This is a genomic window from Isoptericola sp. S6320L, assembly GCF_023015685.1.
Taxonomy (GTDB): Bacteria; Actinomycetota; Actinomycetes; order Actinomycetales; family Cellulomonadaceae; genus Isoptericola; species Isoptericola halotolerans_A.
In genome coordinates, this window is sequence record NZ_JALKAT010000011.1 from 89,133 (window position 1) to 112,192 (window position 23,060).

At 72.3% G+C, this 23,060-nt stretch carries 22 protein-coding genes; 8 read left to right on the forward strand and 14 right to left on the reverse strand.

Going from position 1 to position 23,060, the window contains the following annotated elements; translation table 11 throughout:
- Window positions 1-5: 5 nt before the first annotated feature.
- Window positions 6-1,226 carry an AI-2E family transporter gene (locus MWU57_RS08775; RefSeq protein ID WP_246908806.1) on the forward strand — a complete coding sequence of 407 codons (1,221 nt, stop codon included), beginning with the start codon at window positions 6-8 and terminating at the stop codon, window positions 1,224-1,226.
- 3 nt (window positions 1,227-1,229) lie between these two features.
- On the opposite strand, the gene MWU57_RS08780 is transcribed toward MWU57_RS08775, so the two are convergent.
- Window positions 1,230-2,021 carry an alpha/beta fold hydrolase gene (locus tag MWU57_RS08780; protein ID WP_246908808.1) on the reverse strand — a complete coding sequence of 264 codons (792 nt, stop codon included), beginning with the start codon at window positions 2,019-2,021 and terminating at the stop codon, window positions 1,230-1,232.
- A 181-nt stretch (window positions 2,022-2,202) separates the two neighbouring features.
- Between MWU57_RS08780 and MWU57_RS08785 the strand changes: the two genes are divergently transcribed.
- Together MWU57_RS08785 and MWU57_RS08790 are read left to right on the forward strand one after the other, a co-directional pair.
- On the forward strand, window positions 2,203-2,709 hold the full coding sequence (locus MWU57_RS08785) for a YbaK/EbsC family protein (RefSeq protein WP_246908810.1): 507 nt from the start codon (window positions 2,203-2,205) through the stop codon (window positions 2,707-2,709).
- A gap of 13 nt (window positions 2,710-2,722) precedes the next feature.
- Entirely contained in the window at window positions 2,723-3,103 is a 381-nt protein-coding gene (locus tag MWU57_RS08790) for a VOC family protein (RefSeq protein ID WP_246908812.1), read from the forward strand.
- 6 nt (window positions 3,104-3,109) lie between these two features.
- Here MWU57_RS08790 and MWU57_RS08795 read toward each other — a convergent pair whose 3' ends face one another.
- From MWU57_RS08795 to MWU57_RS08810, 4 genes are read right to left on the reverse strand one after another with little or no spacing between them, the layout of a single operon-like run.
- Entirely contained in the window at window positions 3,110-3,520 is a 411-nt protein-coding gene (locus MWU57_RS08795) for a hypothetical protein (RefSeq protein WP_246908814.1), read from the reverse strand.
- Window positions 3,521-3,556: 36 nt separating this feature from the next.
- Window positions 3,557-4,393, reverse strand: a complete 837-nt coding sequence (gene cofE, locus MWU57_RS08800) for a coenzyme F420-0:L-glutamate ligase (protein ID WP_246908815.1) — start codon at window positions 4,391-4,393, stop codon at window positions 3,557-3,559.
- Window positions 4,390-5,394, reverse strand: a complete 1,005-nt coding sequence (locus tag MWU57_RS08805; protein WP_246908817.1) for a TIGR03557 family F420-dependent LLM class oxidoreductase — start codon at window positions 5,392-5,394, stop codon at window positions 4,390-4,392. Before MWU57_RS08805 ends, cofE begins: the two co-directional genes overlap by 4 nt.
- Window positions 5,395-5,411: 17 nt before the next feature.
- On the reverse strand, window positions 5,412-6,344 hold the full coding sequence (locus MWU57_RS08810; RefSeq protein ID WP_246908819.1) for a helix-turn-helix domain-containing GNAT family N-acetyltransferase: 933 nt from the start codon (window positions 6,342-6,344) through the stop codon (window positions 5,412-5,414).
- Between the two features lie 79 nt (window positions 6,345-6,423).
- Here MWU57_RS08810 and valS point away from each other — a divergent pair, with 79 nt between their 5' ends.
- Window positions 6,424-9,219: a valine--tRNA ligase gene (valS, locus tag MWU57_RS08815; protein WP_246908820.1), complete on the forward strand. Its 2,796-nt coding sequence runs from the start codon at window positions 6,424-6,426 to the stop codon at window positions 9,217-9,219.
- 78 nt (window positions 9,220-9,297) lie between these two features.
- Here valS and MWU57_RS08820 read toward each other — a convergent pair whose 3' ends face one another.
- Window positions 9,298-10,548: a hypothetical protein gene (locus MWU57_RS08820; protein WP_246908821.1), complete on the reverse strand. Its 1,251-nt coding sequence runs from the start codon at window positions 10,546-10,548 to the stop codon at window positions 9,298-9,300.
- A 159-nt stretch (window positions 10,549-10,707) separates the two neighbouring features.
- A complete protein-coding gene (locus MWU57_RS08825; protein WP_106268238.1) occupies window positions 10,708-11,085 on the reverse strand; it encodes a chorismate mutase in 378 nt (125 codons plus the stop codon).
- Between the two features lie 121 nt (window positions 11,086-11,206).
- On the opposite strand from MWU57_RS08825, the gene MWU57_RS08830 reads away from it, so the two are divergent.
- The gene (locus tag MWU57_RS08830; protein WP_246908822.1) at window positions 11,207-13,015 is read left to right on the forward strand and encodes a long-chain fatty acid--CoA ligase; all 1,809 of its coding nucleotides are present in this window, start codon (window positions 11,207-11,209) and stop codon (window positions 13,013-13,015) included.
- 10 nt (window positions 13,016-13,025) lie between these two features.
- Here the strand turns inward: MWU57_RS08830 and clpX are convergent, their stop codons facing one another.
- From clpX to MWU57_RS08855, 5 genes are all read right to left on the reverse strand, one after another.
- Complete coding sequence (clpX, locus tag MWU57_RS08835; protein ID WP_106268242.1) at window positions 13,026-14,291, reverse strand: ATP-dependent Clp protease ATP-binding subunit ClpX; 1,266 nt, start codon at window positions 14,289-14,291, stop codon at window positions 13,026-13,028.
- A gap of 154 nt (window positions 14,292-14,445) precedes the next feature.
- Window positions 14,446-15,174 carry an ATP-dependent Clp protease proteolytic subunit gene (locus MWU57_RS08840; RefSeq protein WP_106268244.1) on the reverse strand — a complete coding sequence of 243 codons (729 nt, stop codon included), beginning with the start codon at window positions 15,172-15,174 and terminating at the stop codon, window positions 14,446-14,448.
- A 51-nt stretch (window positions 15,175-15,225) separates the two neighbouring features.
- Complete coding sequence (locus MWU57_RS08845) at window positions 15,226-15,864, reverse strand: ATP-dependent Clp protease proteolytic subunit (protein ID WP_106268245.1); 639 nt, start codon at window positions 15,862-15,864, stop codon at window positions 15,226-15,228.
- Window positions 15,865-16,029: 165 nt separating this feature from the next.
- Complete coding sequence (tig, locus tag MWU57_RS08850) at window positions 16,030-17,412, reverse strand: trigger factor (protein ID WP_246908836.1); 1,383 nt, start codon at window positions 17,410-17,412, stop codon at window positions 16,030-16,032.
- Window positions 17,413-17,626: 214 nt separating this feature from the next.
- Window positions 17,627-18,238, reverse strand: coding sequence for a helix-turn-helix domain-containing protein (locus tag MWU57_RS08855; protein ID WP_246908823.1), 612 nt, complete (start codon window positions 18,236-18,238; stop codon window positions 17,627-17,629).
- A gap of 67 nt (window positions 18,239-18,305) precedes the next feature.
- On the opposite strand from MWU57_RS08855, the gene MWU57_RS08860 reads away from it, so the two are divergent.
- The gene (locus MWU57_RS08860) at window positions 18,306-19,259 is read left to right on the forward strand and encodes an NAD(P)/FAD-dependent oxidoreductase (protein WP_246908824.1); all 954 of its coding nucleotides are present in this window, start codon (window positions 18,306-18,308) and stop codon (window positions 19,257-19,259) included.
- A 15-nt stretch (window positions 19,260-19,274) separates the two neighbouring features.
- Here MWU57_RS08860 and MWU57_RS08865 read toward each other — a convergent pair whose 3' ends face one another.
- Complete coding sequence (locus MWU57_RS08865; RefSeq protein ID WP_243401023.1) at window positions 19,275-20,264, reverse strand: cation diffusion facilitator family transporter; 990 nt, start codon at window positions 20,262-20,264, stop codon at window positions 19,275-19,277.
- A 124-nt stretch (window positions 20,265-20,388) separates the two neighbouring features.
- On the opposite strand from MWU57_RS08865, the gene MWU57_RS08870 reads away from it, so the two are divergent.
- Window positions 20,389-20,751: a YidH family protein gene (locus MWU57_RS08870; RefSeq protein WP_106268252.1), complete on the forward strand. Its 363-nt coding sequence runs from the start codon at window positions 20,389-20,391 to the stop codon at window positions 20,749-20,751.
- Window positions 20,748-21,092 carry a DUF202 domain-containing protein gene (locus MWU57_RS08875; protein WP_106268253.1) on the forward strand — a complete coding sequence of 115 codons (345 nt, stop codon included), beginning with the start codon at window positions 20,748-20,750 and terminating at the stop codon, window positions 21,090-21,092. Before MWU57_RS08870 ends, MWU57_RS08875 begins: the two co-directional genes overlap by 4 nt.
- A gap of 39 nt (window positions 21,093-21,131) precedes the next feature.
- On the opposite strand, the gene MWU57_RS08880 is transcribed toward MWU57_RS08875, so the two are convergent.
- Window positions 21,132-23,021, reverse strand: coding sequence for an alkyl/aryl-sulfatase (locus MWU57_RS08880; RefSeq protein WP_246908825.1), 1,890 nt, complete (start codon window positions 23,019-23,021; stop codon window positions 21,132-21,134).
- Window positions 23,022-23,060: the final 39 nt, after the last annotated feature.

Here is a 23,060-nt window from a genome sequence, read left to right on the forward strand (position 1 = left end):
GACGCGTGACGTCGACGCCCAGCACCTCGCCCGGCCTGCCCCGCACGGACCCCGGTCTGGGCCCGGCCACCCGGACCCTGCTGGTGCTGGCCGCCGGTGCGGCCGTGCTGGCAGCGGTCCACTTCGCGTCGGGCGTCCTGGCGCCGCTGTTCCTCGCCGCCGTGATCATCATCATCTGCCATCCGGTACGGTTCCCCCTCGAGGCGCACGGCTGGCCACGCTGGGCCGCGACCGTGGTCGTCGTCGTGGTCGCCTACCTCATCCTCGCGGCGTTCCTCGCCATGCTGGTGTGGGCCGGGTTCCGGTTCGCCGAGCTCGTGCAGAGCTACATCCCCCAGCTCGCGGCCTCGGTGGCGGACGTCGAGGACCAGCTCGCCGCGACCGGCATCGACACACAGATCACCGACACCGTGACGTCCTGGCTCCAGCCCTCGAACATCCTCTCGGTCGCCGGGACCGTCAGCGGGACCGTGGTCACCATCGGCACCGCGTTCTTCTTCGTCCTGGCCTACGCCGTGTTCATGGCCGTCGACGCCGCGCGCTACTCGACGGCGCGGGAACACTTCGGCACCACGCGCGCGGACGCGATCGACCGCTCCACCCGGTTCAGCACCGGCGTGCGCCGCTACTACGTCGTCAACGCGACCTTCGGGGCCGTCGTGGCGGTGGTCGACGGCGTCGCGCTCTGGCTCCTCAACGTCCCCGGCGCGGGCATCTGGGCGATCCTCGCGTTCGTGACCAACTTCGTGCCCAACATCGGGTTCGTCCTCGGGCTCGTGCCGCCCATGGTGATGGGGTTCGTCGTCGGCGGCTGGCAGCTCGCTCTCGCCGTCGTCGCCGTGTACTGCGTGGTCAACGTGGTGCTGCAGGTGTTCGTCCAGCCCAAGTTCGTGGCCGACGCCGTCTCGCTCTCGCTCACCCTGAGCTTCGTCTCCGTGGTGTTCTGGACCTTCGTGATCGGCCCGCTGGGTGCGATCCTGGCGATCCCCTTGACGCTGCTCGTGCGGGCGCTCGTCCTGGAGGGCGACCCGCGGAACAACTGGCTGCGATGGCTCTCCGGCGACGACGTCACCGACGGCGTGCCGCCCGATCGCACCGATCGCGCTGCGGACGATGCCTCGGTACCCTCGGAAGCCGAAAGCACCGCGGACGCTGAGGGCGCCGCGGAGACCGAGACCGTCGACGCCACCCCCGACGTCGAGACGGGGCAGGACCGCGCGAGGTAGTCCTCAGGCGCCGTCGCGCACGAAGCGCACGATCCGCTCCGCCATCGCCTCCGGATCCCACGTGTGCTGGGCGCCGGCGACCTCCTCCACCGCACCGCGGGTGACGGCTCCGGCGATCCGTTCGGCCGCCACCGGCATCTCCGGGAAGGTGTGCGACCCGTAGGTGGCCAGCACCGGGATGGCGAGCTCACGCAGGCGCTCGGTCTCGACCAGGTCGGTGGCCCGGACCAGGGCCTGGCCGTCGGCCCGCTGGCTCACCGCGGCGCGCGCGAGGAGCTCGAAGTCGGGCGAGGCGCGCATGCCCTCCAGCCACTCGGGGGGCATGTCCTTCATGAACTGCTCCGTGGCACCGACGAAGTCCTCGGCGTCCAGGCGGCGCTCGAACTCGGTGATCCACTCGGCGACGTCGTCCGCCGGTGCGGCGAGCGGTGCCTCCCACAGCAGCAGGCCGGCCGTCAGCAGCTCCGCGTCCGCGGCGCAGAGGGCGAGGGCGGCGCCGGAGGAGTGCCCGACCAGCACGGCGGGTGGACCCGCCGCGTCGATCACCGCGGAGAGCGCGTGCAGCTCGCGGTCCAGGTCGAGCGGCCCGTCCGCCGGGCTCTCGCCACGACCGAGACGGTCGTGCACGACCGCCACGAGACCCTGCTCGGCGCAGAGCTGCGCCGTCCGGGTGGTGACGGGGTCCGTCGCCCGGAACGGTCCGGCGCCGGCCACGAACACGACGGCAGGGCCGTCCTCGCCATAGCGGTCGAACCCTATGCGGTCACCGGTCACGCTCGTCACGTGCTGCGTCATCCGTGGTTCCTCTCCCGGCCCTGGCGCTGATGCCCGGGCCTCACCCCGTGACGGTAGCGCCTGCCGACGACAGCGGCGACGGTGGCGCGCAGTTCCGCCGCGCCGTCGTCGGCCACCGGGCCGGGTGCCGCTCGCGATATCTGGCTGCACGGGCCGGTGACGGCCGCTACGCTCCGGGGGCATGAGCGCCTCGACGTCCCACTCCGCGGTCGACCAGGTCCGGGCCGCGCTCGTCACCGCCGACGCCGGCACCGCCGCCCACGGCATCCGGTGGTTCGACGACGCGGTCACCACGGCCGCGGCCGCCGCGCAGGCGCTGGGCGTCGAGGTCGGCGCGATCGCGAACTCCCTGGTCTTCACCCTGGACGGTGAACCGCTGCTGGTCCTGACCTCCGGTGCCCACCGCGTGGACACGGCGTTCCTGGGCGACCGCCTCGGGGGCCGCGTCGGGCGGGCGTCGAAGGAGCTGGTCAAGGAGGCGACCGGCCAGGTGATCGGCGGGGTCGCACCCCTGGGGCACCCCGCCCCCGTGCGGACCCTCGTCGACACCGCGCTGGCGGCCTTCGACGAGGTCTGGGCCGCAGCCGGCCACGCACGCACCGTCTTCCCGACGACCTTCGACGAGCTCGTCCGGATCACGGGCGGTGAGCCTACTCCGGTGGAAGCCCCTGCCGTCACCACGGACTGAGAGGAGAAGAACCATGGCGTGCCGTCTCAGCGAGCTCGTCCTCGACTGCCACGACCCGGAGAACCTTGCCCGGTTCTGGTGCGAGGTCCTCGACTTCGTCGAGCTCGACCGCGAGGAGGGCGGGTCGATCGAGATCGGGCCGCGGGCCGGGTTCGGCGGTCCGCAACCGACGATCGTCCTCAGCCGCACCGACGACCCGAGGCGGGGAAAGCTCCCGCTGCACCTCGACGTCAACGCCACCGACCGCGACCAGGACGCCGAGCTCGAACGCCTCCTGAGCCTCGGTGCGCGCCGGGCCGACGTCGGCCAGAGCGGCGACGAGCCCTGGCACGTCCTCGCCGACCCGGAGGGCAACGAGTTCTGCCTGCTCGGGGCCCGCCTCGAACCCGTCTGAACCGCCCTAGCGCGACTCCGGCGACGTCTCGTCCGGCACTCCGGCGAGGACGCGGCCGTCGGGGTCGCCGGAGCGTCGTTCGCGCAGGCGGGACGGCGCCGGCCACGGCAGCACGTACCGCTCGACCGGCGCGTCGATCGCGCCGAAGTCGTCGGTCTGCACCACGACCTGGTCGGGGGTGACCTCCACGATCCGGACGCGCAGCGGACCACCCTCGGACTCGAGCATCCACGGGTCGGCGAACCACGCCAGGCTGGTCGCGTCGAGCGCCTCCTCGGCGGCCAGCCAGTCGATCGGCCCGGTCAGGTCGTGACCCAGCAGCGAGACGGCCACCCAGTCGTCGCCGTCGGGGCGGATCCAGCCGATCACCTCACGGTCGCCGGGTCGCCGGTGCTCGATCCACTCCGCAGGCAGCATGCGGGTCACGCTACCGACAGGGCCGCCGTCCGGCCATCAGTTTTCCTGCCGTGCCGCCTCGGCGCGGCCGTCCGCGAGGCCGCGCGCGTACGCCTCGGCCGTCCCCTCCCGGAAGAGGTCGTCGGGTCCACCGCGCACGAGGCTGCGTGCCCCCGCGCCGTCGCCCGCCGGACCGTCCCCCGCCAGCACGTACCGTGCCACGCCGCGCACCACCGCCACGGCTCGACCGGTCGCCTTGCCACGGACCAGCTCGGAGGCCGCGGCGACCTCGTCGGCCACGGCGGCGACGGTGACCGACAGCTCCCTGCCGTGGGTGTCGGCCCCACCCCGCAGGTCGTCGACGACGGTCACGCCGGCCGCGCCGATCGCGATGTCGGTCAGCCCGTCCCGCCACGGGCGCCCCGCCGTGTCGGTCACGACCACACCGAGGCGGTCGATCCCGAAGCGACCGCGCAGCGCGGCCCGCAGCGCCCGGGCCGAGGCGTCCGGGTCCTCGGGCAGCAGCAGCACCGTGCCCTCCGGCGTGTTCGAGGCGTCGACCCCGGCCGCGGCCATCACGAGGCCGAGCCGGTTCTCCACGATCCGCAGCGGCGGGAGCCCGCCGGGCCGCTCGCGCACCGCCACGACGCGCACCGTCTCGTCGGTGATCGCCTGCTCCCGGTCGGCGGCGTGCACGACCCGGCCTTCGGCCTTGGACACGATCTTGGACGTGACGACGACGACGTCGCCCTCCGCGAGCGCCTCTCCCGCGAGCAGGTCAGCGACGAGCGTGGCGAGGTCGTCGCCCGGACGCACCTCGCCGAGCCCTGCCGGCGCCCACACCTCGAGGTGTGCGTCCCACGCGGCGTGCGTCCCGCCGTCGGCCGCGCTCACCGGACGAGCTTCGGCAGCACCTCGCGGCCGAACGTCTCGATCCACTCGCGCTGGTTGCGGCCCACGTTGTGCAGGTAGATCCGGTCGAAGCCGAGGTCGACGTACTTCTGGATCGCCTCGCGGTGCTTGTCCGGATCGGCGGAGACGACCATGCGGCCCTCGAAGTCCTCCGGACGGACCAGCTTGGCCATCTGCGCGAAGTCGTGCGGCGAGCGGATGTCCGCCTTGGGGAACTTCATGCCCCCGTTGGGCCACTCGGTCATGGCGTTCGCCATGGCTTCCTCGTCCGTCTCCGCCCACGACATGTGCACCTGCAGCACCTTCGGCATCGGCTCGGGGTCGCGGCCGACCTCGCGCGCCCCGGCGTCGAACCGGCCGAACAGCATCTCGATCTTCTCCAGCGGGGCGCCCACGGTGATCAGGCCGTCGGCGTGCTTGCCGGCACGCTTCGCGGTGACCGGCCCCGCGGTGGCGACCAGGATCTCCGGGGCGACCTCCGGCATCGTCCACAGCCGCGTGGACTCCATCTTGTAGAACTGGCCGGAGTGCTTGACGTCCTTGCCCTCCAGCCCGGAGGCGAAGAGCTTCTTGATGATGTCGATGGCCTCGAACATCCGGTTGATGCGCTCGGGCGCCTCGGGCCAGTAGCCGGCGGTGACGTGCTCGTTGAGCGCCTCACCGGAACCGAGGCCGAGCCAGTGACGGCCCGGGTACATCGCCGCGAGCGTCGCGGAGGCCTGGGCCACCATCGCCGGGTGCCACCGGAACGTCGGCGCCGTCACCCCGGGACCGAGGTCCCCGCGCGTGCGCTCGCCGAGCGCGCTGAGGACGTTCCACACGAACGCGGCCTGCCCCTGCTGCGGGACCCACGGCTGGAAGTGGTCGGCCGCCATCACCCCGGAGAAGCCGTGCTCCTCCGCGTAGGCCGAGAGATCGACGACCTCGGTGGGGTGGAACTGCTCGAGCATCGCGGCGTAGCCGACGGTGAGATCAGAAGCCATGCTCCCGAGCCTATCCCTCACCCGGTGCGACGCAGTCTCTTGGCGAAGAAGTGCGTGGCGTGCGGGTTGTCGTTGTACCGGTCCACGGCGCGGTACCCCGCGCGCTCGTACATCGCGACCGCCTCGGCCAGCGTCCCGTGGGTGTCGAGACGCACGGTGGTGTGGCCCAGGTCGGCCGCGACACCTTCCAGGTGGCGCAGCAGCCGCGATCCGAGACCGGCGCCGCGCCACCGCGGGTGCACCCACATGCGCTTGATCTCGCCGACGCCCCCGCCGAGCCGCTGCACTCCCCCGCAGGCGACCGGGACGCCGTCGCTGGTGGCGACGACGAAGGCGCCGTCGGGTGGCCGTAGTCCCTCCGTGCCCGCGGCGAGGTCGCCCACCGCGAAGCCGCCGGGGAACCGCTCGTCGAGCTCGTCGACGTAGGCCCGGACGGCGGCGAGCGCGGCCGGGTCCGTCGGGTCCACCTGCTCGATCTCGACGGTGGCCGCGCGGACCAGCAGGTCGGCCTCGGCCAGCGCGGCCGCCAGCCGGTCGCGCTGACGCTCGGTCAGGGGTGCGACCAGGTGTCGCGCGCGCTCGCCCGAGCGCCGTTCGAGCTCGTCCCACGCCCGCCGTCCGGCCGGGGTGAGGTCCACCCGCCGCCGACGGCGGTCGTCCGGGTCGGGCTCCACGGACACCAGCGCGTCGGACTCCAGCCGCCGCAGCAGCCGGCTCAGGTAGCCCGAGTCGAGCTGGAGGCGGGCGCGCAGGTCGCGGGTCGTCCCGGCCTGGACGCCGATCTCGTAGAGCAGCCGGGCCGTGCCGAGCGGCATGCCGAGACCCAGGAACGAGTCGTCCAGCACGCCGATGCGCTGGGTGTAGCTGCGGTTGAAGCGGCGGACCACCTCGACGTGCCCGGGCACGTCGGGCAGGTCGGGGTCGGCCGGTGCGGAAGGACGAGAAGCCATACCTCTGATCATAGTCAGAGAATTTCGAGCAGCGGGATCCGTGTCGAGGACGGAGCGCGATCTGGGACAATGTCTGACCATGAGCGACTTCCCGAGCACCGGGGCCAGCACGCAGTCCGACGCGGCCCTCGCACAGACCTCCGCACCCACCACCGGTACCGGCCAGTCCGGCGACGTCGTGCGCGCGGTGGTCCGGGAGGTACCGGACAAGGTCAGCACGGACGGGCTCGAGCAGAAGTTCGACGAGCGCTGGTCGGCCGAGGGCACCTTCGCCTTCGACCGTACGGCGACGCGCGAGCAGGTCTACTCGATCGACACCCCGCCGCCCACCGTCTCCGGCTCGCTGCACGTCGGCCACGTGTTCAGCTACACCCACACCGACGTGGTGGCCCGCTTCCAGCGCATGCGCGGCAAGGAGGTCTTCTACCCCATGGGGTGGGACGACAACGGCCTGCCCACCGAGCGCCGCGTGCAGAACTACTTCGGCGTGCGGTGCGACCCGTCGCTGCCGTACGTGGAGGGTTTCGAGCCTCCGCACGCCGGCACCGAGGGCAAGGCCGTCAAGCCTGCCGACCAGGTCCCGATCAGCCGCCGCAACTTCATCGAGCTGTGCGAGCGTCTCACCGCCGACGACGAGCGCCAGTTCGAGGAGCTGTGGCGCCGGCTCGGCCTGAGCGTCGACTGGTCGCAGACGTACCAGACGATCGACGCGACGTCGCGCGCCGCCTCGCAGCGGGCGTTCCTGCGCAACCTCGAGCGGGGCGAGGCCTACCAGGCCGAGGCGCCGGGGCTGTGGGACGTGACGTTCCAGACGGCCGTCGCCCAGGCCGAGCTCGAGGCGCGCGAGTACCCGGGCCACTACCACCGCGTCGCCTTCCACCGACCCGACGGCACCCCGGTCCACATCGAGACCACCCGGCCCGAGCTGCTGCCCGCCGTCGTCGCCCTCATCGCCCACCCGGACGACGAGCGCTACCAGGACCTCTTCGGCACGACGGTGACGTCGCCGTTGTTCGGTGTCGAGATCCCCGTGCTGGCCCACCCGGCCGCCTCGGTCGACAAGGGCGCCGGCATCGCGATGTGCTGCACGTTCGGCGACCTCACCGACGTGCAGTGGTGGCGCGAGCTGCAGCTGCCGACCCGCTCCGTCATCGGCCGTGACGGCCGCCTGCACCGTGAGACGCCGGAGTGGATCGCCGCCGGCCCCGGCGCCGGGCTCTATGCCGAGGGGCTCGCCGGCAGGACGACGTTCAGCGCCCGCAAGGCCGTCGTCGAGGCGCTCGTCGAGAGCGGCGACCTGGACGGCGACCCGAAGCCCACCCAGCGCATGACCAACTTCTACGAGAAGGGCGACAAGCCCCTCGAGATCGTCACCTCGCGCCAGTGGTACATCCGCAACGGCGGCCGGGAGTGGAGCGCCGACGGGACCACCCGCGACCTCAAGTCCGAGCTGCTGGCCCGCGGCAAGGAGCTCGACTTCCACCCCGACTTCATGCGCGTGCGCTACGAGAACTGGGTCGGTGGCCTCAACGGCGACTGGCTGGTCTCGCGCCAGCGGTTCTTCGGCGTGGCGGTCCCTGTCTGGTACCCGGTGCTCGCGTCGGGCGAGATCGACCACGACCACCCGATCACGCCGACGGCCGCCGAGCTCCCGGTGGACCCCACCTCCCAGGCGCCGGCGGGCTACGACGAGTCTCAGCGCGGCGAGCCGGGCGGGTTCGTCGGCGACGCCGACGTCATGGACACCTGGGCGACGTCCTCGCTGACGCCGCTCATCGTGGCCGGCTGGGAGCGGGACGCCGACCTCTTCGAGCGCGTGTACCCGATGGACCTGCGCCCGCAGGGTCAGGACATCATCCGCACCTGGCTGTTCTCCACCGTCGTGCGCTCGCACCTCGAGTGCGGCGTGCTGCCGTGGAAGAACGCCGCCATCAGCGGCTGGATCCTGGACCCGGACCGCAAGAAGATGTCGAAGTCGAAGGGCAACGTCGTCACCCCGATGGATCTGCTCGTCGAGCACGGCTCCGACGCGGTGCGCTACTGGGCCGCCGCGGCACGCCTCGGCACGGACGCCGCGTTCGAGGTCGGCCAGATGAAGATCGGTCGCCGGCTGGCGATCAAGGTGCTCAACGCCTCGAAGTTCGCCCTGACCTTCGGCGTCGACCCGGAGTCCGGCACCGGCGAGATCACCCTCGACCCGGCCGCCGTGACCGTCGAGCTCGACCGCGCGATGCTCGCCGGGCTGGCCGACGTCGTCGACCAGGCCACCGCCGCGCTCGAGGCGTACGACCACACGCGCGCGCTCGAGATCACCGAGTCCTACTTCTGGGCGTTCTGCGACGACTACCTCGAGCTCGTCAAGGACCGCGCCTACGGGGCCGGGGCGTCGGCGAGCGACCTGACCGCCGAGACGGTGTCCGCGCGCACGGCGCTCGCGATCGCGCTCGACGTGATGCTGCGCCTGCTGGCGCCGTTCATCCCGTTCGCCACCGAGGAGGTCTGGTCCTGGTGGCGCACCGGTTCGGTGCACCGGGCACCGTGGCCGACGGCGCAGCCGCTGCGGTCGGCGGCCGCCGACGCCGACCCGCTGGCCCTGGCCGCCGCCGGGAACGCCCTCGCGGCGCTGCGCAAGGTCAAGTCCGCGGCCAAGGTCTCGATGCGGACGCCGATCCTGTCGGGGACGGTGGCCGTCCCGGCCGCGCTGCTTCCCGGCGTCGAGTCGGCGATCGGCGACATCCGTGGTGCAGGACGCGTCGAGGGCACGCTCGAGCTCGTCGAGGCGGCCGAGGGTCAGGGCAACCCGGACGTGCAGGGCGGCATCGTCGTCACCGCCTCCGAGCTGGGCGAGCCGCCCGCCAAGAAGCCCCGCGGCTGACGCCACCGCGAGCCAGGCACGACGAGGGACGCCGGGGCGGTACGCGAGACCGCGTACCGCCCCGGCGTCCGTCCGTCGTCAGAGCGAGCTGCGACGCCCGCTGTCACCGCTCATCGAGTCCGCCGACTCGTGCGGTGTGCCGTCGTCGTGCCACCGCAGCGTCGCACCGACACCGTCCATGAGATCGACGGACCCCTCGGGCGCGAACACGAGACCCGCGTCCTGAGCGACGGCTGCGCGCAGGAGCGCCGACGCCGCCGGCAGCTCCTCCAGACCCTCCGTGACGCCCAGGTCCACCAGCTGGGCCCTCGCGACACCGATGTGCAGCGGCTCCGGGCCGATCCAGAGGTTCCGGCCGTTGAGCAGGCCGCCGGTCGCCGACCCGTTGGTCTCGCCGTCGCTCCAGGAGCGCAGCGCACGCGCCGCGTCGTCGGCGAGCTGCTCGGACAGCACGAGGTGCTTGACCTGACCTCGCGAGAGCATCTCGACCACGTCGTCCACGCTCGTCACCGCCCCCGCCTCGCGGCCCAGCCCCTCGCGGAGCTCGGCCAGGACGCGTTCGCGGCGACGTTCCCGGAAGGAGTCGAGGGCGTCGGCGGCGGCTGCCGCGAAGGCCCCGGGGTGGACGCCGGATCCCCCACGGCCACCGCCCGGCACCTCGACCGCAATGCGGGCCACCTCCTGGCCCAGCGCGCCGCGGACGAGGTTCACGGCCCGCACGTCGCCGGTCAGCAGCACGATCTCCGGCTGGCCGGACGCCACACGGCGCCCGATCTCACCGGCGACGGCCTCGGCGTTGCGGCGCCACGAGTCCTCGGCACGGGACTCGATGGTGGCCCGCTTGGTCCGGGTGCTCGACGTCTTGGAGACCTCGTCGTGCGACCCCTCGAAGGTCTCCACCTCCCCCACGGGGTTGCCCTCGCCGTCCAGGGCGCAGAAGTCCGCGCCCTGGCGGTCGACGGCGACGCAGAGCGCGTCCACCGCCTGGTCCGCGGAGCGTGCCGCCTGCAGCAGCGACGGCACCTGGTGCCAGACGCCGGCCATGACGGCGGGTGGCTCGCGCAGCACCCGGTCGACCAGGACACCGTCGGCGTCGGCGATCAGCACGCGGCCGTGCGGTCCCGGCACCCACGTGGGGCGGTCGACCGCGTCGTCGAGATCGCGCAGCACACCGTCCGGTGCGCCCTGCTTCGTCAGCATCCGCCGCACCGAGCGCCAGCGGTTCGCCACGTCCCTGTCCCCGGCCTCGGCCGCACGCGTCGCGTCGAGATAGACGGTCGCGAACGGGCCCGGGTGGCCGACGAGAGGTTTGAGCCATTCGATCGTCATGCAGGATCCCCCTTGGGTCCGTCGACTGTGCCTCCCAGCGTGCGACGGATCCTCGCGGCGCGCCACCCACGACGCGCCCCCGGCGGCGCCGGTTCGCCGTCCACGAACATGCGCCGGCCTCGGGGGGCCTCAGTGGCCCTCAGGGTCTCGACGACCCCTTCAACTGTATGTGTCGAGAGGTGGCGCGTTGCCCGCCCGCCGGCCGGCCTCGTGCTCCGCGGCGATCCGCTCGTGGTGCCGGATCACCTCCGAGACGATGAAGTGGCGGAACTCCTCGGCGAACTGCGGGTCCAGCCCCGCACCCGAGGCGATGGTCTTGAGGCGGTCGATCTGCTGGCGGTCCCGCTGCGGGTCGGCGGGCGGCAGCCCGTCCGTCGCCTTGAGCTGCCCCACCCGCTCGGTCGCCCGGAACCTCTCGGCCAGCAGGTGGACGAGCGCCGCGTCGATGTTGTCGATGGTGCTGCGCAGCTCGAGGATCTCGGGCGGCAGCGCCCGACCGGTCTCGGGCACGGGCGCTTCGTCGAAGGGCTGGACCATGTCCCGATCCTACGTTCGCCCCTCGTCATCGGGGGACGTGACCGGTATGTGACCTCGGCCGTGTAGTGTCCTGCAGGCTCCGCGTCCGGAGCCGAACCCCCGTAGCCGGAGACACTTCCCGATGAACCATGCCGCGACGCCCAGCCTCGTGGAGGTGCCGGAGGGCACCAGCATCCCCTCGCTCCTCGCCGACCGGGTCGGACGCACGGGCCACGACCCGCTGCTCGAACGTCGCGACGGCGACGCGTGGACGGCGGTCTCCGCCCACGAGTTCGACGCCGACGTCCTGGCGGTGGCCCGCGGTCTCGTCGCGCACGGCATCGAGCCCGGTGACCGCGTCGCGATCATGAGCCGCACCCGCTACGAGTGGACGCTGCTCGACTTCGCGATCTGGACCGCCGGCGCGGTCCCCGTGCCGGTCTACGAGACCAGCTCGCCCGAGCAGGTGCACTGGATCCTGGCCGACGCCCGGGTCAAGCTCGCCGTCGTCGAGACCCGCGCGCACGCCGACGCCGTCGGTCAGGTGGACGGGGACCTGCCCGAGCTCGAGGGGGTCCTGGTGCTCGACGGCGGCCGCTGCGGCGCGCAGGACGCCGCCGTGGCGACGCTGCGTGCGGCCGGCCGCCGCGTGTCGAACCGCGAGGTGGTCGCGCGCCGTGACGCCGTGGGGCCGGACGACCTGGCCACGATCGTCTACACCTCGGGCTCGACGGGCCGGCCCAAGGGCGCCGAGCTGACCCACCGGGCCTTCTGCCACCTGGCGCTCAACGCCCGGGTGGCGTTGCCGGACGTGGTCGCGGCGCACGACGCCCGGACGCTGCTGTTCCTGCCGCTCGCGCACGTCTTCGCGCGCCTGATCCAGGTGGCGGCGATCGCCGGCACGACCGTCGTGGGGCACACCGGCGACGTGAAGAACCTCGTGGCGGACCTGCGCGGGTTCCGTCCGACCTACCTCCTCGCGGTACCGCGCGTGTTCGAGAAGGTCTACAACTCTGCCGAGCAGTCGGCCGGGGGCGGCCTGGGCGGCCGCGTCTTCGCCTGGGGCACCCGGGTCGCCACGGCGTGGTCGCGTGCCCTGGACGACGGCGGGCCGGGCCTCGCGCTGCGTCTCCAGCACGCCCTGGCGGACCGCCTGGTGCTCGCCAGGCTGCGCGCCGCCATGGGCGGCCGGGTCCGCCACGCCATCTCCGGCGGGGCGCCGCTCGGCGAACGGCTGGGCCACTTCTACCGGGGAGCGGGGCTGACGATCCTCGAGGGCTACGGCCTGACCGAGACCACGGCACCGACGGCGGTCAACCTGCCGGGATCGGTCGCCATCGGCACCGTGGGCCCGCCGTTCCCCGGGACGGAGGCCCGGATCTCCGACGACGGCGAGGTGCAGGTCCGTGGCCCGCACGTGATGCGGGGCTACGCGAACGACGCGCTGCGGACCGCGGAGGCGTTCGACGGCGACTGGTTCCGCACGGGCGACCTCGGCCACATCGACGCACGGGGCAACCTGCGACTCACCGGACGCGCCAAGGAGATCCTCGTGACCGCCGGGGGCAAGAACGTCGCGCCGGCGCCGCTCGAGGACGCCGTGCGGTCCCACGCGCTCGTCTCCCAGGTGGTCGCCGTGGGCGACGAGCGCCCGTTCGTCGCCGCGCTGGTCACCCTGGACGCCGAGCTGCTGCCGCGCTGGCTCGCGGCGCGCGGCCTGCCCCCGCTCTCCGTCGCGGCGGCACGCGAGCACCCCGCCGTCCTCGCCGCCCTGCAGGAGGCCGTCGACGCGGCCAACACCGCGGTGTCACGGGCCGAGCAGATCCGCGCCTTCCGGGTCCTGGACGGCGACCTGACGGAGTCCAGCGGCTACCTCACGCCGTCGATGAAGGTGCGGCGCGCCCTGGTCGTGAAGGACTTCGCCGCCGAGATCGACGCGATCTACGCCTGACGGACGGCTCTCAGGCCGACTTGCGGTTGCGGACCGGCCCGGAAGACCTCGGGACGATCGTCGGGTTGACGTTCTCCTCCACGACGTCCCGCGTCACGACCACGCCCTCGACGTCGTCCCGGCTGGGGACGTCGAACATCACCTGCTGGAGGACCTCCTCCATGATGGCGCGGAGCCCACGGGCGCCGGTGCCCCGCAGCAACGCCTGCTCGGCGATGGCGTCGATCGCGTCGTCCGCGAACTCCAGCCGGACGCCGTCGATCTCGAACATGCGCTGATACTGCTTGACCAGCGCGTTGCGAGGCTCGGTGAGGATGCGCACCAGTGCCTCGCGGTCGAGCGGGGAGACCGAGGCGATGACGGGGAGCCGACCGATGAACTCGGGGATGAGGCCGTACTTGTGCAGGTCCTCGGGCCGGACCTCCGAGAAGAGGTCTTCGTCTCCGCCCGACTCCATCGGTGCGGAGAAGCCGATCCCCCGCTTGCGGGCGCGCGCGGCGATGATGTCGTCCAGCCCGGCGAAGGCGCCGGCCACGATGAACAGCACGTTCGACGTGTCGATCTGGATGAACTCCTGATGAGGGTGCTTGCGTCCGCCCTGCGGGGGCACCGAGGCGCTCGTGCCCTCGATGATCTTCAGCAGCGCCTGCTGGACGCCCTCGCCGGAGACGTCCCGCGTGATCGACGGGTTCTCCGCCTTGCGGGCGACCTTGTCGACCTCGTCGATGTAGATGATGCCCGTCTCGGCCTTCTTGACGTCGTAGTCAGCGGCCTGGATGAGCTTGAGCAGGATGTTCTCGACGTCCTCGCCCACGTAGCCCGCCTCGGTGAGGGCGGTGGCGTCCGCGATGGCGAACGGGACGTTGAGCATCTTGGCGAGCGTCTGCGCCAGGTAGGTCTTGCCCGTGCCGGTGGGACCGATGAGCAGGATGTTGGACTTCGAGATCTCGACGGAGTCGTCGTCGCCCTTCGCCGGCGGCGCGGCCTGCACCCGCTTGTAGTGGTTGTAGACGGCGACGGCGAGCGCGCGCTTCGCCGGTTCCTGGCCGATCACGTACTGCTCGAGGAACGAGAAGATCTCGCGGGGCTTGGGCAGCTCCGTCATGCCGACCTCGGTGGCCTCGCCGAGCTCCTCCTCGATGATCTCGTTGCACAGGTCGATGCACTCGTCGCAGATGTACACGCCCGGTCCTGCGATGAGCTTCTTGACCTGTTTCTGGGACTTGCCGCAGAACGAGCACTTCAGCAGGTCTGCGCCGTCACCGATACGAGCCACCTCGGGCCTCCTTGTCTCGTGCAGGTCCTTCGTCCATTTCACACCACGCGGGCCGTATTGTCAGTACGGTCGCCCCGGTGTGGCGCGACCCGGGTCACCGACAGGGTTGTCGGAGACCCGGGTCGTGGTGCGTCGAGGATGCGCCCGGGGCAGGTCAGCGCTCGAGGTGCGCGAGGGCCTTGCGGGACTCGAGCACCTGGTCGACCAGGCCGTAGTCCTTGGCCGCGGCCGCGGTGAGGATCTTGTCCCGCTCGATGTCGTCACGGATCTGCTGGACGTCCTTGCCGGTGTGCATCGCCAGCGTCTCCTCGAGCCACTCGCGCATGCGGATCAGCTCGTTGGCGTGGATCTCGATGTCGGACGCCTGCGCGTAGCCACCGTTCTCCATCGCCGGCTGGTGGATGAGGACGCGGGCGTTGGGCAGCGCCAGCCGCTTGCCCTTCTGGCCCGCGGCCAGCAGCACGGCCGCCGCCGACGCCGCCTGCCCGAGGCAGACGGTCTGGATCTGCGGCTTGATGAACTGCATCGTGTCGTACAGCGCCGTCATGGCCGTGAACGACCCGCCCGGCGAGTTGATGTAGATCATGATGTCGCGGTCCGGGTCCTGGGACTCCAGGACCAGCAGCTGCGCCATCACGTCGTCGGCCGAGGCGTCGTCGACCTGGACGCCCATGAAGATGATGCGGTCCTCGAACAGCTTGGTGTACGGGTCCTGGCGCTTGAACCCGTAGGGCGTGCGCTCCTCGAACTGGGGCAGCACATAGCGTGCAGACGGCGCGGCGGTGCTCGATCCGTACGGCATCGCGACGCCGCCCGGGCGGGCGGCGTTCCCGGCGAGGCGCTCGGCCGTCATCGCGAACTGGTACTCGGGCGAGTAGCTCATGGTTCTCCTCGGAACAGGATGGGTCTTGCGACCGGGGTCGGTGGGGTGGTCTCAGTCGGCGTTCGTGCCACCGCCACCGGGGACCGACGACGCCGTCTCGACGACGCGGTCGACGAAGCCGTACTCCAGCGCCTCGGTCGCCGTGAACCAGCTGTCGCGGTCGTTGTCCTTGAGGATCTGCTCGAGCGGCTTGCCGGTCTGCTCGGCCGTGAGCTCGGCGAGCACCTTCTTCATGTGCATGATCAGCTGGGCACCGATGCGCACGTCGGTCGCGGTGCCGCCGACGCCGCCCGAGGGCTGGTGCATCAGCACGCGGGCGTGGGGGGTGATGTAGCGCTTGCCCCGCGCCCCGGAGGACAGCAGGAACTGCCCCATCGATGCCGCCATGCCCATCGCCACCGTGGCCACGTCGGGCTGGATGAACTGCATCGTGTCGTAGATCGCCATGCCCGCCGTGATGGAACCACCGGGCGAGTTGATGTAGAGGTAGATGTCCTTCTCGGGGTCCTCGGCCGCCAGGAGCATCAGCTGGGCGCAGATCGCGTTGGCGTTGTCGTCGCGCACCTCCGAACCCAGCCAGATGATGCGCTCCTTGAGGAGCCGGTTGTAGATGGAGTCGTTGAGGCCAAAGCCCTGTCCCTCGGACCGGGCCACCGGCGCCGCCTGGTCCACCTGCAGCAGGTCGTTCACGTCCGTCTCCTTCAGTTCGCTGTCGCTCGACCCTAACGCGCCCGACCGGCACGAAGAGTCCCCGGTGCGCCCGGTTTCGCTGCTGGCGCACAGGCCCGTCACCGGCGGGGACGACGACGGCCCGCACCTTCCGTGCGGAAGGTGCGGGCCGTCGTCGTCGGGGGGTCAGGCCTTGGCCTGCTCCTCGGTGGACTCGCCCTCGGCCGGCTCGTCCGTGCCGGCGTCCGCCTCGACGGCTTCGTCCTCGGCGGCGGCCGCCTCGGCCTCGTCGTCCTCGGCGGTGCCGATGAACTCGGTCAGGTCGACCACGTTGCCCTCGGAGTCCTTGACCTCGATGTCGCGCAGCGCGACCGCGAGCGCCTTGGAGCGCGCGACCTCGCCGACCATCGCGGGGATCTGCCCGCCCTGGTCGAGGGTCTGGATGAACTGCTGCGGCTCCATGCCGTACTGCTGCGAGGCCTGCACCAGGTACTCGATGAGCTCGCCCTGGCCCACCTGGACCTTGAGCTCCTCGGCCAGCGTGTCGAGGAGGATCTGGTTGGTGATCGCCTTGGTGGCGTCCACGGTGACCTCGGCGCGGTGCTCGTCGTCCTCGAGGCGGCCCTCCTGCTCGAGGTGGCGGTGGACCTCGGCCTCGACGACGCCCTGCGGCACGGGGATCTCCACGGCCTCGAGGAGCTTCTCGAGCAGGGCGTCGCGGGCGGCGACGGCCTGGTTCGAGGTCTTGGAGGACGCCACCTGCTCGCGCAGGTCGGCCTTCAGCTCGTCGAGGGTGTCGAACTCCGACGCCATCTGGGCGAAGTCGTCGTCGGCCTCGGGCAGCTCGCGCTCCTTGACCGAGGTGGCGGTGACCGTGACGGTCGCCTCCTCACCGGCGTGCTCGCCACCGGCGAGGTTCGACGTGAACGTGGTCGTCTCGTCGGCGGAGAGGCCGGTGAGCGCCTCGTCCAGGCCTTCCAGCATGTTGCCGGCGCCGATCTGGTAGGAGACGCCGGAGACGGAGTCGATCTCCTCGTCGCCGATGACGGCCTTGAGGTCGATGACGACGTAGTCGCCCTCGGCCGCGGGGCGGTCGACGCCCACGAGGGTGCCGAAGCGCTCGCGCAGGGACTCGAGGCGCTCGTCCACGTCGGCGTCGGCGACCTCGGTCGACTCGACGGTCAGCTCGAGGGCGGACAGCTCGGGCAGGTTCACCTCGGGGCGGACCTCGACCTCGGCGACGAACGCCAGCCGGCCCTCGCCCGCCTTCTCCGGGATCTCGGTGACCTCGACCTCGGGCTGGCCCAGGGGGCGCAGCTCGGTCTCGGTCACGGCGTCACGGTAGAAGCCCGACAGGCCCTCGTTCACGGCGTGCTCGACGACGGCACCCCAGCCGACCCGCTGGTCGATGATGCGCGGGGGCACCTTGCCCTTGCGGAAGCCGGGGATGTTCACCTGCTCCGCGATGTGCTTGTAGGCGTGGTCGATGCTCGGCTTGAGCTCGTCGTACTCCACCTCGACGGTCAGCTTGACCTTGGTGGGGTCCAGGGTCTCGACGGCGCTCTTCACTTCGATGGTCTCCAACGTGTCGGGTGCGTGCGCGCGCGTCTCGCCGGTGGTGCCGGGCTGGTTGCTGCGGCGCTGGATGCTGTGCTGTGGGCGTGCTCTGTGATGAACCGGAGCCCGGTACGGCAGGCGTACGGGCAACCCGTCGATCATACGCCACACGCCTCGGCGCCGACGTGCCGCCACCGGTGGGATACGCCACGCCCCCGGCGGCTCGTCACGCCTCCCGCTCGCGACGCCGGGGCCGCACCCGGGTGTGCGCCCGCTGCCCCTGCTTGCCGAAGAGGCTGAGGAGCTCGACGGCCTCGCCGTCGGCCGGGCCGAACCAGTGCGGCACGCGGGTGTCGAACTCGGCGGCCTCCCCCGGCCCCATGACGACGTCGTGGTGCCCGAGGACGAGGCGGAGGCGGCCGGTGAGCACGTACAGCCACTCGTACCCCTCGTGCGTGCGCGGGTCGGGAGCGGGGCGCGCGTCCGCCTCGAGGATCATCTTGTACGCCCCGATCTCGGGAGAGCCCGGCGTGAGGGCGATCATCGTGAGGCCGTCGGCCGTCACCGGCTTGAGGTGCACCCGGGGGTCCCCGGTGGTCGGGGCGTCCACCAGGTCGTCGAGGGTGACGCCGTGCGCCCGGGCCAGCGGGAGCAGCAGCTCGAGCGAGGGCCGGCGCGCTCCGGACTCCAGCCGGGACAGCGTGCTCACGGAGATGCCCGTGCGGGCGGACAGTGCGGCGAGGGTGGTGCCCTGCGCCTGCCGGAGGCTGCGCAGGCGCGGCCCGACCGTGCCCAGCGCGGCGGAGAGCTCGTCGGTGTCGGGTGCGTCGTCGTCCATGGTCGATACCTTGCCATCTCGGCAAAGGGCTTTGCGACCGGGCCCGCTCCGTCGCACGCTGGGGCACATGGACGAGAACCTGGACAAGACGTACGACGTGCTGGTGATCGGCGGCGGGGCCGCCGGGCTGAGCGGTGCCCTGACACTGGCCCGCGCCCGCTGGAAGGTCGCCGTGATCGACGCGGGCGAGCCCCGCAACGCCCCCGCAGCCGGGGTGCACGGCCTCCTCGGGCGCGAGGGGGTCTCCCCCGCCGAGCTGGTCGCGACAGGCCGCGACGAGGTCCGGAGCTACGGCGGCCGGGTCGTGGACGGGCGCGTGGCCCAGGTCGTCCGCGACGACGGCGGCACCCACCCCTTCGCGGTGACGCTCGACGACGGCCGGGTCACCCGCGCGCGACGGCTGCTCGTCGCGACCGGGCTCGTGGACGAGCTGCCGGACGTGCCCGGCCTGGCCGAGCACTGGGGCCGGGACGTGGTGCACTGCCCGTTCTGCCACGGCTACGAGGTGCGCGACCAGCGCATCGGCGTCCTGGCCACCGGCCCGCAGGGCACGCACCAGGCGCTGCTGTTCAGCCAGTGGAGCGACCAGGTGGTGCTGCTGGCGCACACCGCACCGGACCTGTCGCCGGACGACGCCGCGAAGCTCGCCGCCCGCGGGGTCACCGTCGTGGCGGGGAAGGTCCGTGAGGTCACGGCCCGCGACGGCCGGCTGACCGGTGTCGTGCTCGCCGACGGCACCGCGGTCCCCCTCGACGCCGTCGCCGTGGCGACGACGATGCGCGCCCGGACCGACGTCGTCCGGCAGCTCGGCCTCGAGGTGGCGCCGCACCCGTCGGGCCAGGGCGAGCACGTCGTCGCGGACGCGACCGGCCGCACGTCCGTGCGCGGTGTGTGGGTCGCAGGCAACGCCACGAACCTGGCCGCCCAGGTCTCGACGGCCGCGGCCGAGGGCACCTGGGCCGCCGCCCAGCTGACGTTCGACCTCATCGAGGAGGACGCCACCGCAGCGACGGCGGGCTAGGAGCCGCCCACCCTCCTACCGCCGGCCGGTGTCCGCGGAGGCGACGTCCAGGGACGGCTCCTCGGGCGTGGAGACGGTGAACACGGCGCCGCTGATCACGTCCGAGCGCACCATCTCCCGCTCGAGCTCGTCGAGCCGGCGGGCGACGGCGACCTCGCGCTCGTCGCCGCGCAGGTCGACGCTCGCCGTGAGGTACAGCGAGCGCGGTCCCACGAACTCGAGGCGCAGGTACGTGACCCGGTCCACCTGCGGCAGCGTCAGCAGGTGCCGCAGGACCGCCGCACGCGTGGCCGGCTGGGCGACCTCACCGACCAGGAACCGTCGGTTGCGGTCCACCAGCAGCACCGAGACGACGGCCAGCAGCACGCCGATCGCGATGGACCCGACCGCGTCCGGGACGGAGGATCCTGTCAGCTGGTGCGCGAGGATCCCGGCGAAGGCCACGACGAGACCGACGAGCGCCGCGGCGTCCTCCGCCACGACGGCGCGCAGCGTCGGGTCGGAGGTGATCACCACGTGCTGGACGACGTCGCGGCGCACCTCGCGCGCCTCGGCGCGCGCCTGGCGCCACGCCTTGAGGAACGACACCCCCTCGAGGACGAACGCGACGGCCAGCACCCCGTAGGCGATGCCGAAGTCCTCCGCGGGCTGCGGGTTCAGCAGCTCCTGGACGCCGTGCGTGACCGAGACCCCGGCGCCCACGGCGAAGAGTCCGATCGCGGCGAACATCGACCACACGTACGCCTCACGCCCGAACCCGGCCGGGTGGTCGGCGTCGGCCGGCCGCCGGGAGCGCTTGTCCGCGACGAGGAGGAACACCTCGTTGCCGGCGTCGGCCCAGGAGTGCACGGCCTCCGCGAGCATCGACGCAGAACCCGTCAGGACGGCGGCAGCCGACTTGGCGACCGCCACGAGCGCGTTGGCCACGAAGGCGACGACGACGGTCCCGGTGCTCTCGCTGCGGTCGGGCCCGCTGGCCAGGCGTGGCGTGGTCTCGGTGCTCACGCCACCAACCTAGGGTCCGGCGAGGGGTCGTGCCTGGTGACGGCGGTGCGCTGCCCGTGCCGACGGGGCGGCCAGGTGCCAGGATGGCCGCGGGACGCCGCACCCGCCCGCCGAGAGGGGACCCATGGCCGCCGAACGATTCCCCCGGTGGGTGTACACCCGCGGGACCGAGCCCGACGCCCGGTTCTCCCTGGCGAACGAGCGCACGATCCTCGCGTGGGTGCGCACGTCGCTCGGGCTGATCGCCGGCGGGACGGCGCTGGAGGCCCTGGACCTGCCGATGGAGCCGAACCTGCGACTCGTCGCCGCGGTGGTGCTGCTGGTCGCCGGGTCGGTCGTGCCCGTGGTCGCGGCGGTCGAGTGGGCCCGCACCGAGCGGGCCATGCGCGAGGACGCCCCGCTGCCGGGGGCCCTCACCGGGTTCGTGCTGGTCACCACGGTGACGGTGGTCGGGATCCTCGTGCTGCTGGCGCTGCTGCTGCGATGAGCGACCCGGCGCAGGCTCCTGACCGCGGTGAGCGCGGTCTCGCGGCCGAGCGGACCGCGCTCGCGTGGCGCCGCACCCTGCTCTCCTTCATCGCGGCGTGCCTGGTGGCCATCCAGGTGTTCCCCACGGTGCAGGGCTCGCGGGCACTGGCCCTGGCCGCGGGGATCGCCCTGGCGCTCACTCCCCCGATGTGGTGGTTCGCCGCGCAGCACGCCCGGCACACCGGCGCTCGGCTGCAGGAGGAGACGCCGCGGCTGCGGCACGGCCGCCGCATCGCGCTGATCTGCGCGGGGACCGGCCTGCTCGGCGCGGGTGGCGTCGTCCTGGTCCTCGTGTTCTGACGCTGCCCGTCGTCGGGACGCGAGGACCAGGACGTCCGCTCAGGGCGTGACGATGGCGAAGTTCTTGTCGCCCGGCTCGAGCACGGCCACGAGCCGGCCGAGAACGCCGGGGTCGCCGGAGAGCTCGATGCCGACGGCGGCGAGCTTCTCGGGCGGCAGGCCCCCCGTGGCGAGGACCGGCAGCGCCTGCTTCGACGCCGTCAGCGTCGCGTCCGCCTCGCCACGCTGGGGCGCTGCGCTGTAGGTCAGCACACCGTTGGCCAGCCGCAGGCGGTAGCGGTCGCCGGTGTCGGTGAGCACGACGTCGACCGTCAGCCTCTCGTCCCACGCCAGCGGACCGTTCACCTGGATCGCGAGGGCGTCGAACAGCATCTCCGGGGACAGGTTGGCGATGACGTCGGGCGCGTTGGTCTCCGTCGGGGTGCCGAACTGCCCGTCCCGCAGCTCGGTGGCGCCGGACAGGAAGAAGTCGCGCCACGTACCGTTCTCGGAGCCGTAGCCGAGCTGCTCGTAGGTGTCCGCGAGCAGCTGACGGGCCGCAGCGTGGTCCGGCTCGGCGAACACCACGTGGTTGACGAGCTCGGCCACCCAGCGGAAGTCCCCGGCGTCGAACGCCGCGCGTGCCGCCTCGACGACGGCGTCCGCACCGCCCCCGAGCTCGACGTAGCGCTTCGCCCGCTCCACCGGCGGGTGCTCCCACAGGTGTGCCGGGTTGCCGTCGAACCAGCCGAGGTAGCGCTGGTAGATGGCCTTGACGTTGTGGCTGACCGACCCGTAGTAGCCGCGGGCGTTCCATGCGTTCTCGAGTGCCGGCGGGAGCGTGATCTCCTCGGCGATCTCCGGACCCGTCAGGCCTTGGTTGAGCATCCGCAGCGTCTGGTCGTGCAGGTAGGCGTAGATGTCACGCTGGTCCTGCAGGTACTTCACGACCCGCTCCCGGCCCCAGGTGGGCCAGTGGTGCGAGGCGAACACGACCTCGACGTCCCCGAACAGGTCGATGGTCTCCGTGAGGTAGCGGGCCCAGGCGTGCGGGTCGCGCACCACGGCACCGCGCAGGGTGAGCAGGTTGTGCAGCGTGTGGGTGGCGTCCTCCGCCGCGCACAGCGCCTGGAAGTCGGGCAGGTAGATCAGCATCTCGGACGGAGCCTCGGTGCCGGGGGCCATCTGGAAGACCAGCCGGACGCCGTCGACGACCTCCTCGTGGCCCGTGGTCGAGATCGTGTCCGTCGGCGGGACCAACGAGACCTCGCCGATGGACAGCGTCTGCCCCAGGCCGGCACCGACCTGCCCCTGGGGTCCGCGCGCCAGCGCTGCCCCGTACATGTACCCGGCCCGCCGGTTCATCGCGACGCCCGCGTAGACGTTCTCCGAGACGGCGTGCTCGAGGAATCCCTCGGGAGCGAAGATGCGCACCCGTCCGGCCTCGACGTCCTCGGGCGAGACGAACCCCTTGGTGCCGCCGAAGTGGTCCGCATGGGAGTGGGTGTAGATGATCCCCTTGACCGGGCGGTCGCCGCGGTGCTCGCGGTAGAGAGCAAGTGCCGCGGCACCGGTCTCGACGGAGAGCAGCGTGTCGATGACGACGACGCCCTCGTCGCCCTCGATGAACGTCGTGTTGGACAGGTCCATGCCGCGCACCTGGTAGATGCCCGGCACGACCTCGAACAGGCCGTCGATGGCGTTCAGCTGCGACTGGCGCCAGAGGCTCGGGTTGACCGTGTCGGGTGCGTCGCCCGACAGGAAGTCGTAGGTGTCGTTGTCCCAGAGGACGGTGCCGTCGTCGGCGGTGACGGCGTTCGGCTGCCGACGGCCGATCAGCCCACGCGTGGCGTCCTCGAAATCCTGCGTGTCCGAGAACGGCAGGCTGTCCCGGACGGCCTGCTGCTGGTCGACGATGCTGTGTGCTGGGGGCTTGGACGCTGTGGTCATGGCCACACGATGGCATCGCGGGGAACGATCCGCGCGGTG

What these genes read in the sequence shown, in the direction of transcription:
- MWU57_RS08780 (WP_246908808.1), bottom strand. Translation starts at nt 2,021, where the DNA reads ATGACGCAGCACGTGACGAGCGTGACCGGTGACCGCATAGGGTTCGAC.
- MWU57_RS08785 (WP_246908810.1), top strand. Translation starts at nt 2,203, where the DNA reads ATGAGCGCCTCGACGTCCCACTCCGCGGTCGACCAGGTCCGGGCCGCG.
- MWU57_RS08790 (WP_246908812.1), top strand. Translation starts at nt 2,723, where the DNA reads ATGGCGTGCCGTCTCAGCGAGCTCGTCCTCGACTGCCACGACCCGGAG.
- MWU57_RS08795 (WP_246908814.1), bottom strand. Translation starts at nt 3,520, where the DNA reads ATGCTGCCTGCGGAGTGGATCGAGCACCGGCGACCCGGCGACCGTGAG.
- MWU57_RS08805 (WP_246908817.1), bottom strand. Translation starts at nt 5,394, where the DNA reads ATGGCTTCTGATCTCACCGTCGGCTACGCCGCGATGCTCGAGCAGTTC.
- MWU57_RS08810 (WP_246908819.1), bottom strand. Translation starts at nt 6,344, where the DNA reads ATGGCTTCTCGTCCTTCCGCACCGGCCGACCCCGACCTGCCCGACGTG.
- valS (WP_246908820.1), top strand. Translation starts at nt 6,424, where the DNA reads ATGAGCGACTTCCCGAGCACCGGGGCCAGCACGCAGTCCGACGCGGCC.
- MWU57_RS08820 (WP_246908821.1), bottom strand. Translation starts at nt 10,548, where the DNA reads ATGACGATCGAATGGCTCAAACCTCTCGTCGGCCACCCGGGCCCGTTC.
- MWU57_RS08825 (WP_106268238.1), bottom strand. Translation starts at nt 11,085, where the DNA reads ATGGTCCAGCCCTTCGACGAAGCGCCCGTGCCCGAGACCGGTCGGGCG.
- MWU57_RS08830 (WP_246908822.1), top strand. Translation starts at nt 11,207, where the DNA reads ATGAACCATGCCGCGACGCCCAGCCTCGTGGAGGTGCCGGAGGGCACC.
- MWU57_RS08840 (WP_106268244.1), bottom strand. Translation starts at nt 15,174, where the DNA reads ATGAGCTACTCGCCCGAGTACCAGTTCGCGATGACGGCCGAGCGCCTC.
- MWU57_RS08855 (WP_246908823.1), bottom strand. Translation starts at nt 18,238, where the DNA reads ATGGACGACGACGCACCCGACACCGACGAGCTCTCCGCCGCGCTGGGC.
- MWU57_RS08860 (WP_246908824.1), top strand. Translation starts at nt 18,306, where the DNA reads ATGGACGAGAACCTGGACAAGACGTACGACGTGCTGGTGATCGGCGGC.
- MWU57_RS08870 (WP_106268252.1), top strand. Translation starts at nt 20,389, where the DNA reads ATGGCCGCCGAACGATTCCCCCGGTGGGTGTACACCCGCGGGACCGAG.
- MWU57_RS08875 (WP_106268253.1), top strand. Translation starts at nt 20,748, where the DNA reads ATGAGCGACCCGGCGCAGGCTCCTGACCGCGGTGAGCGCGGTCTCGCG.
- MWU57_RS08880 (WP_246908825.1), bottom strand. Translation starts at nt 23,021, where the DNA reads ATGACCACAGCGTCCAAGCCCCCAGCACACAGCATCGTCGACCAGCAG.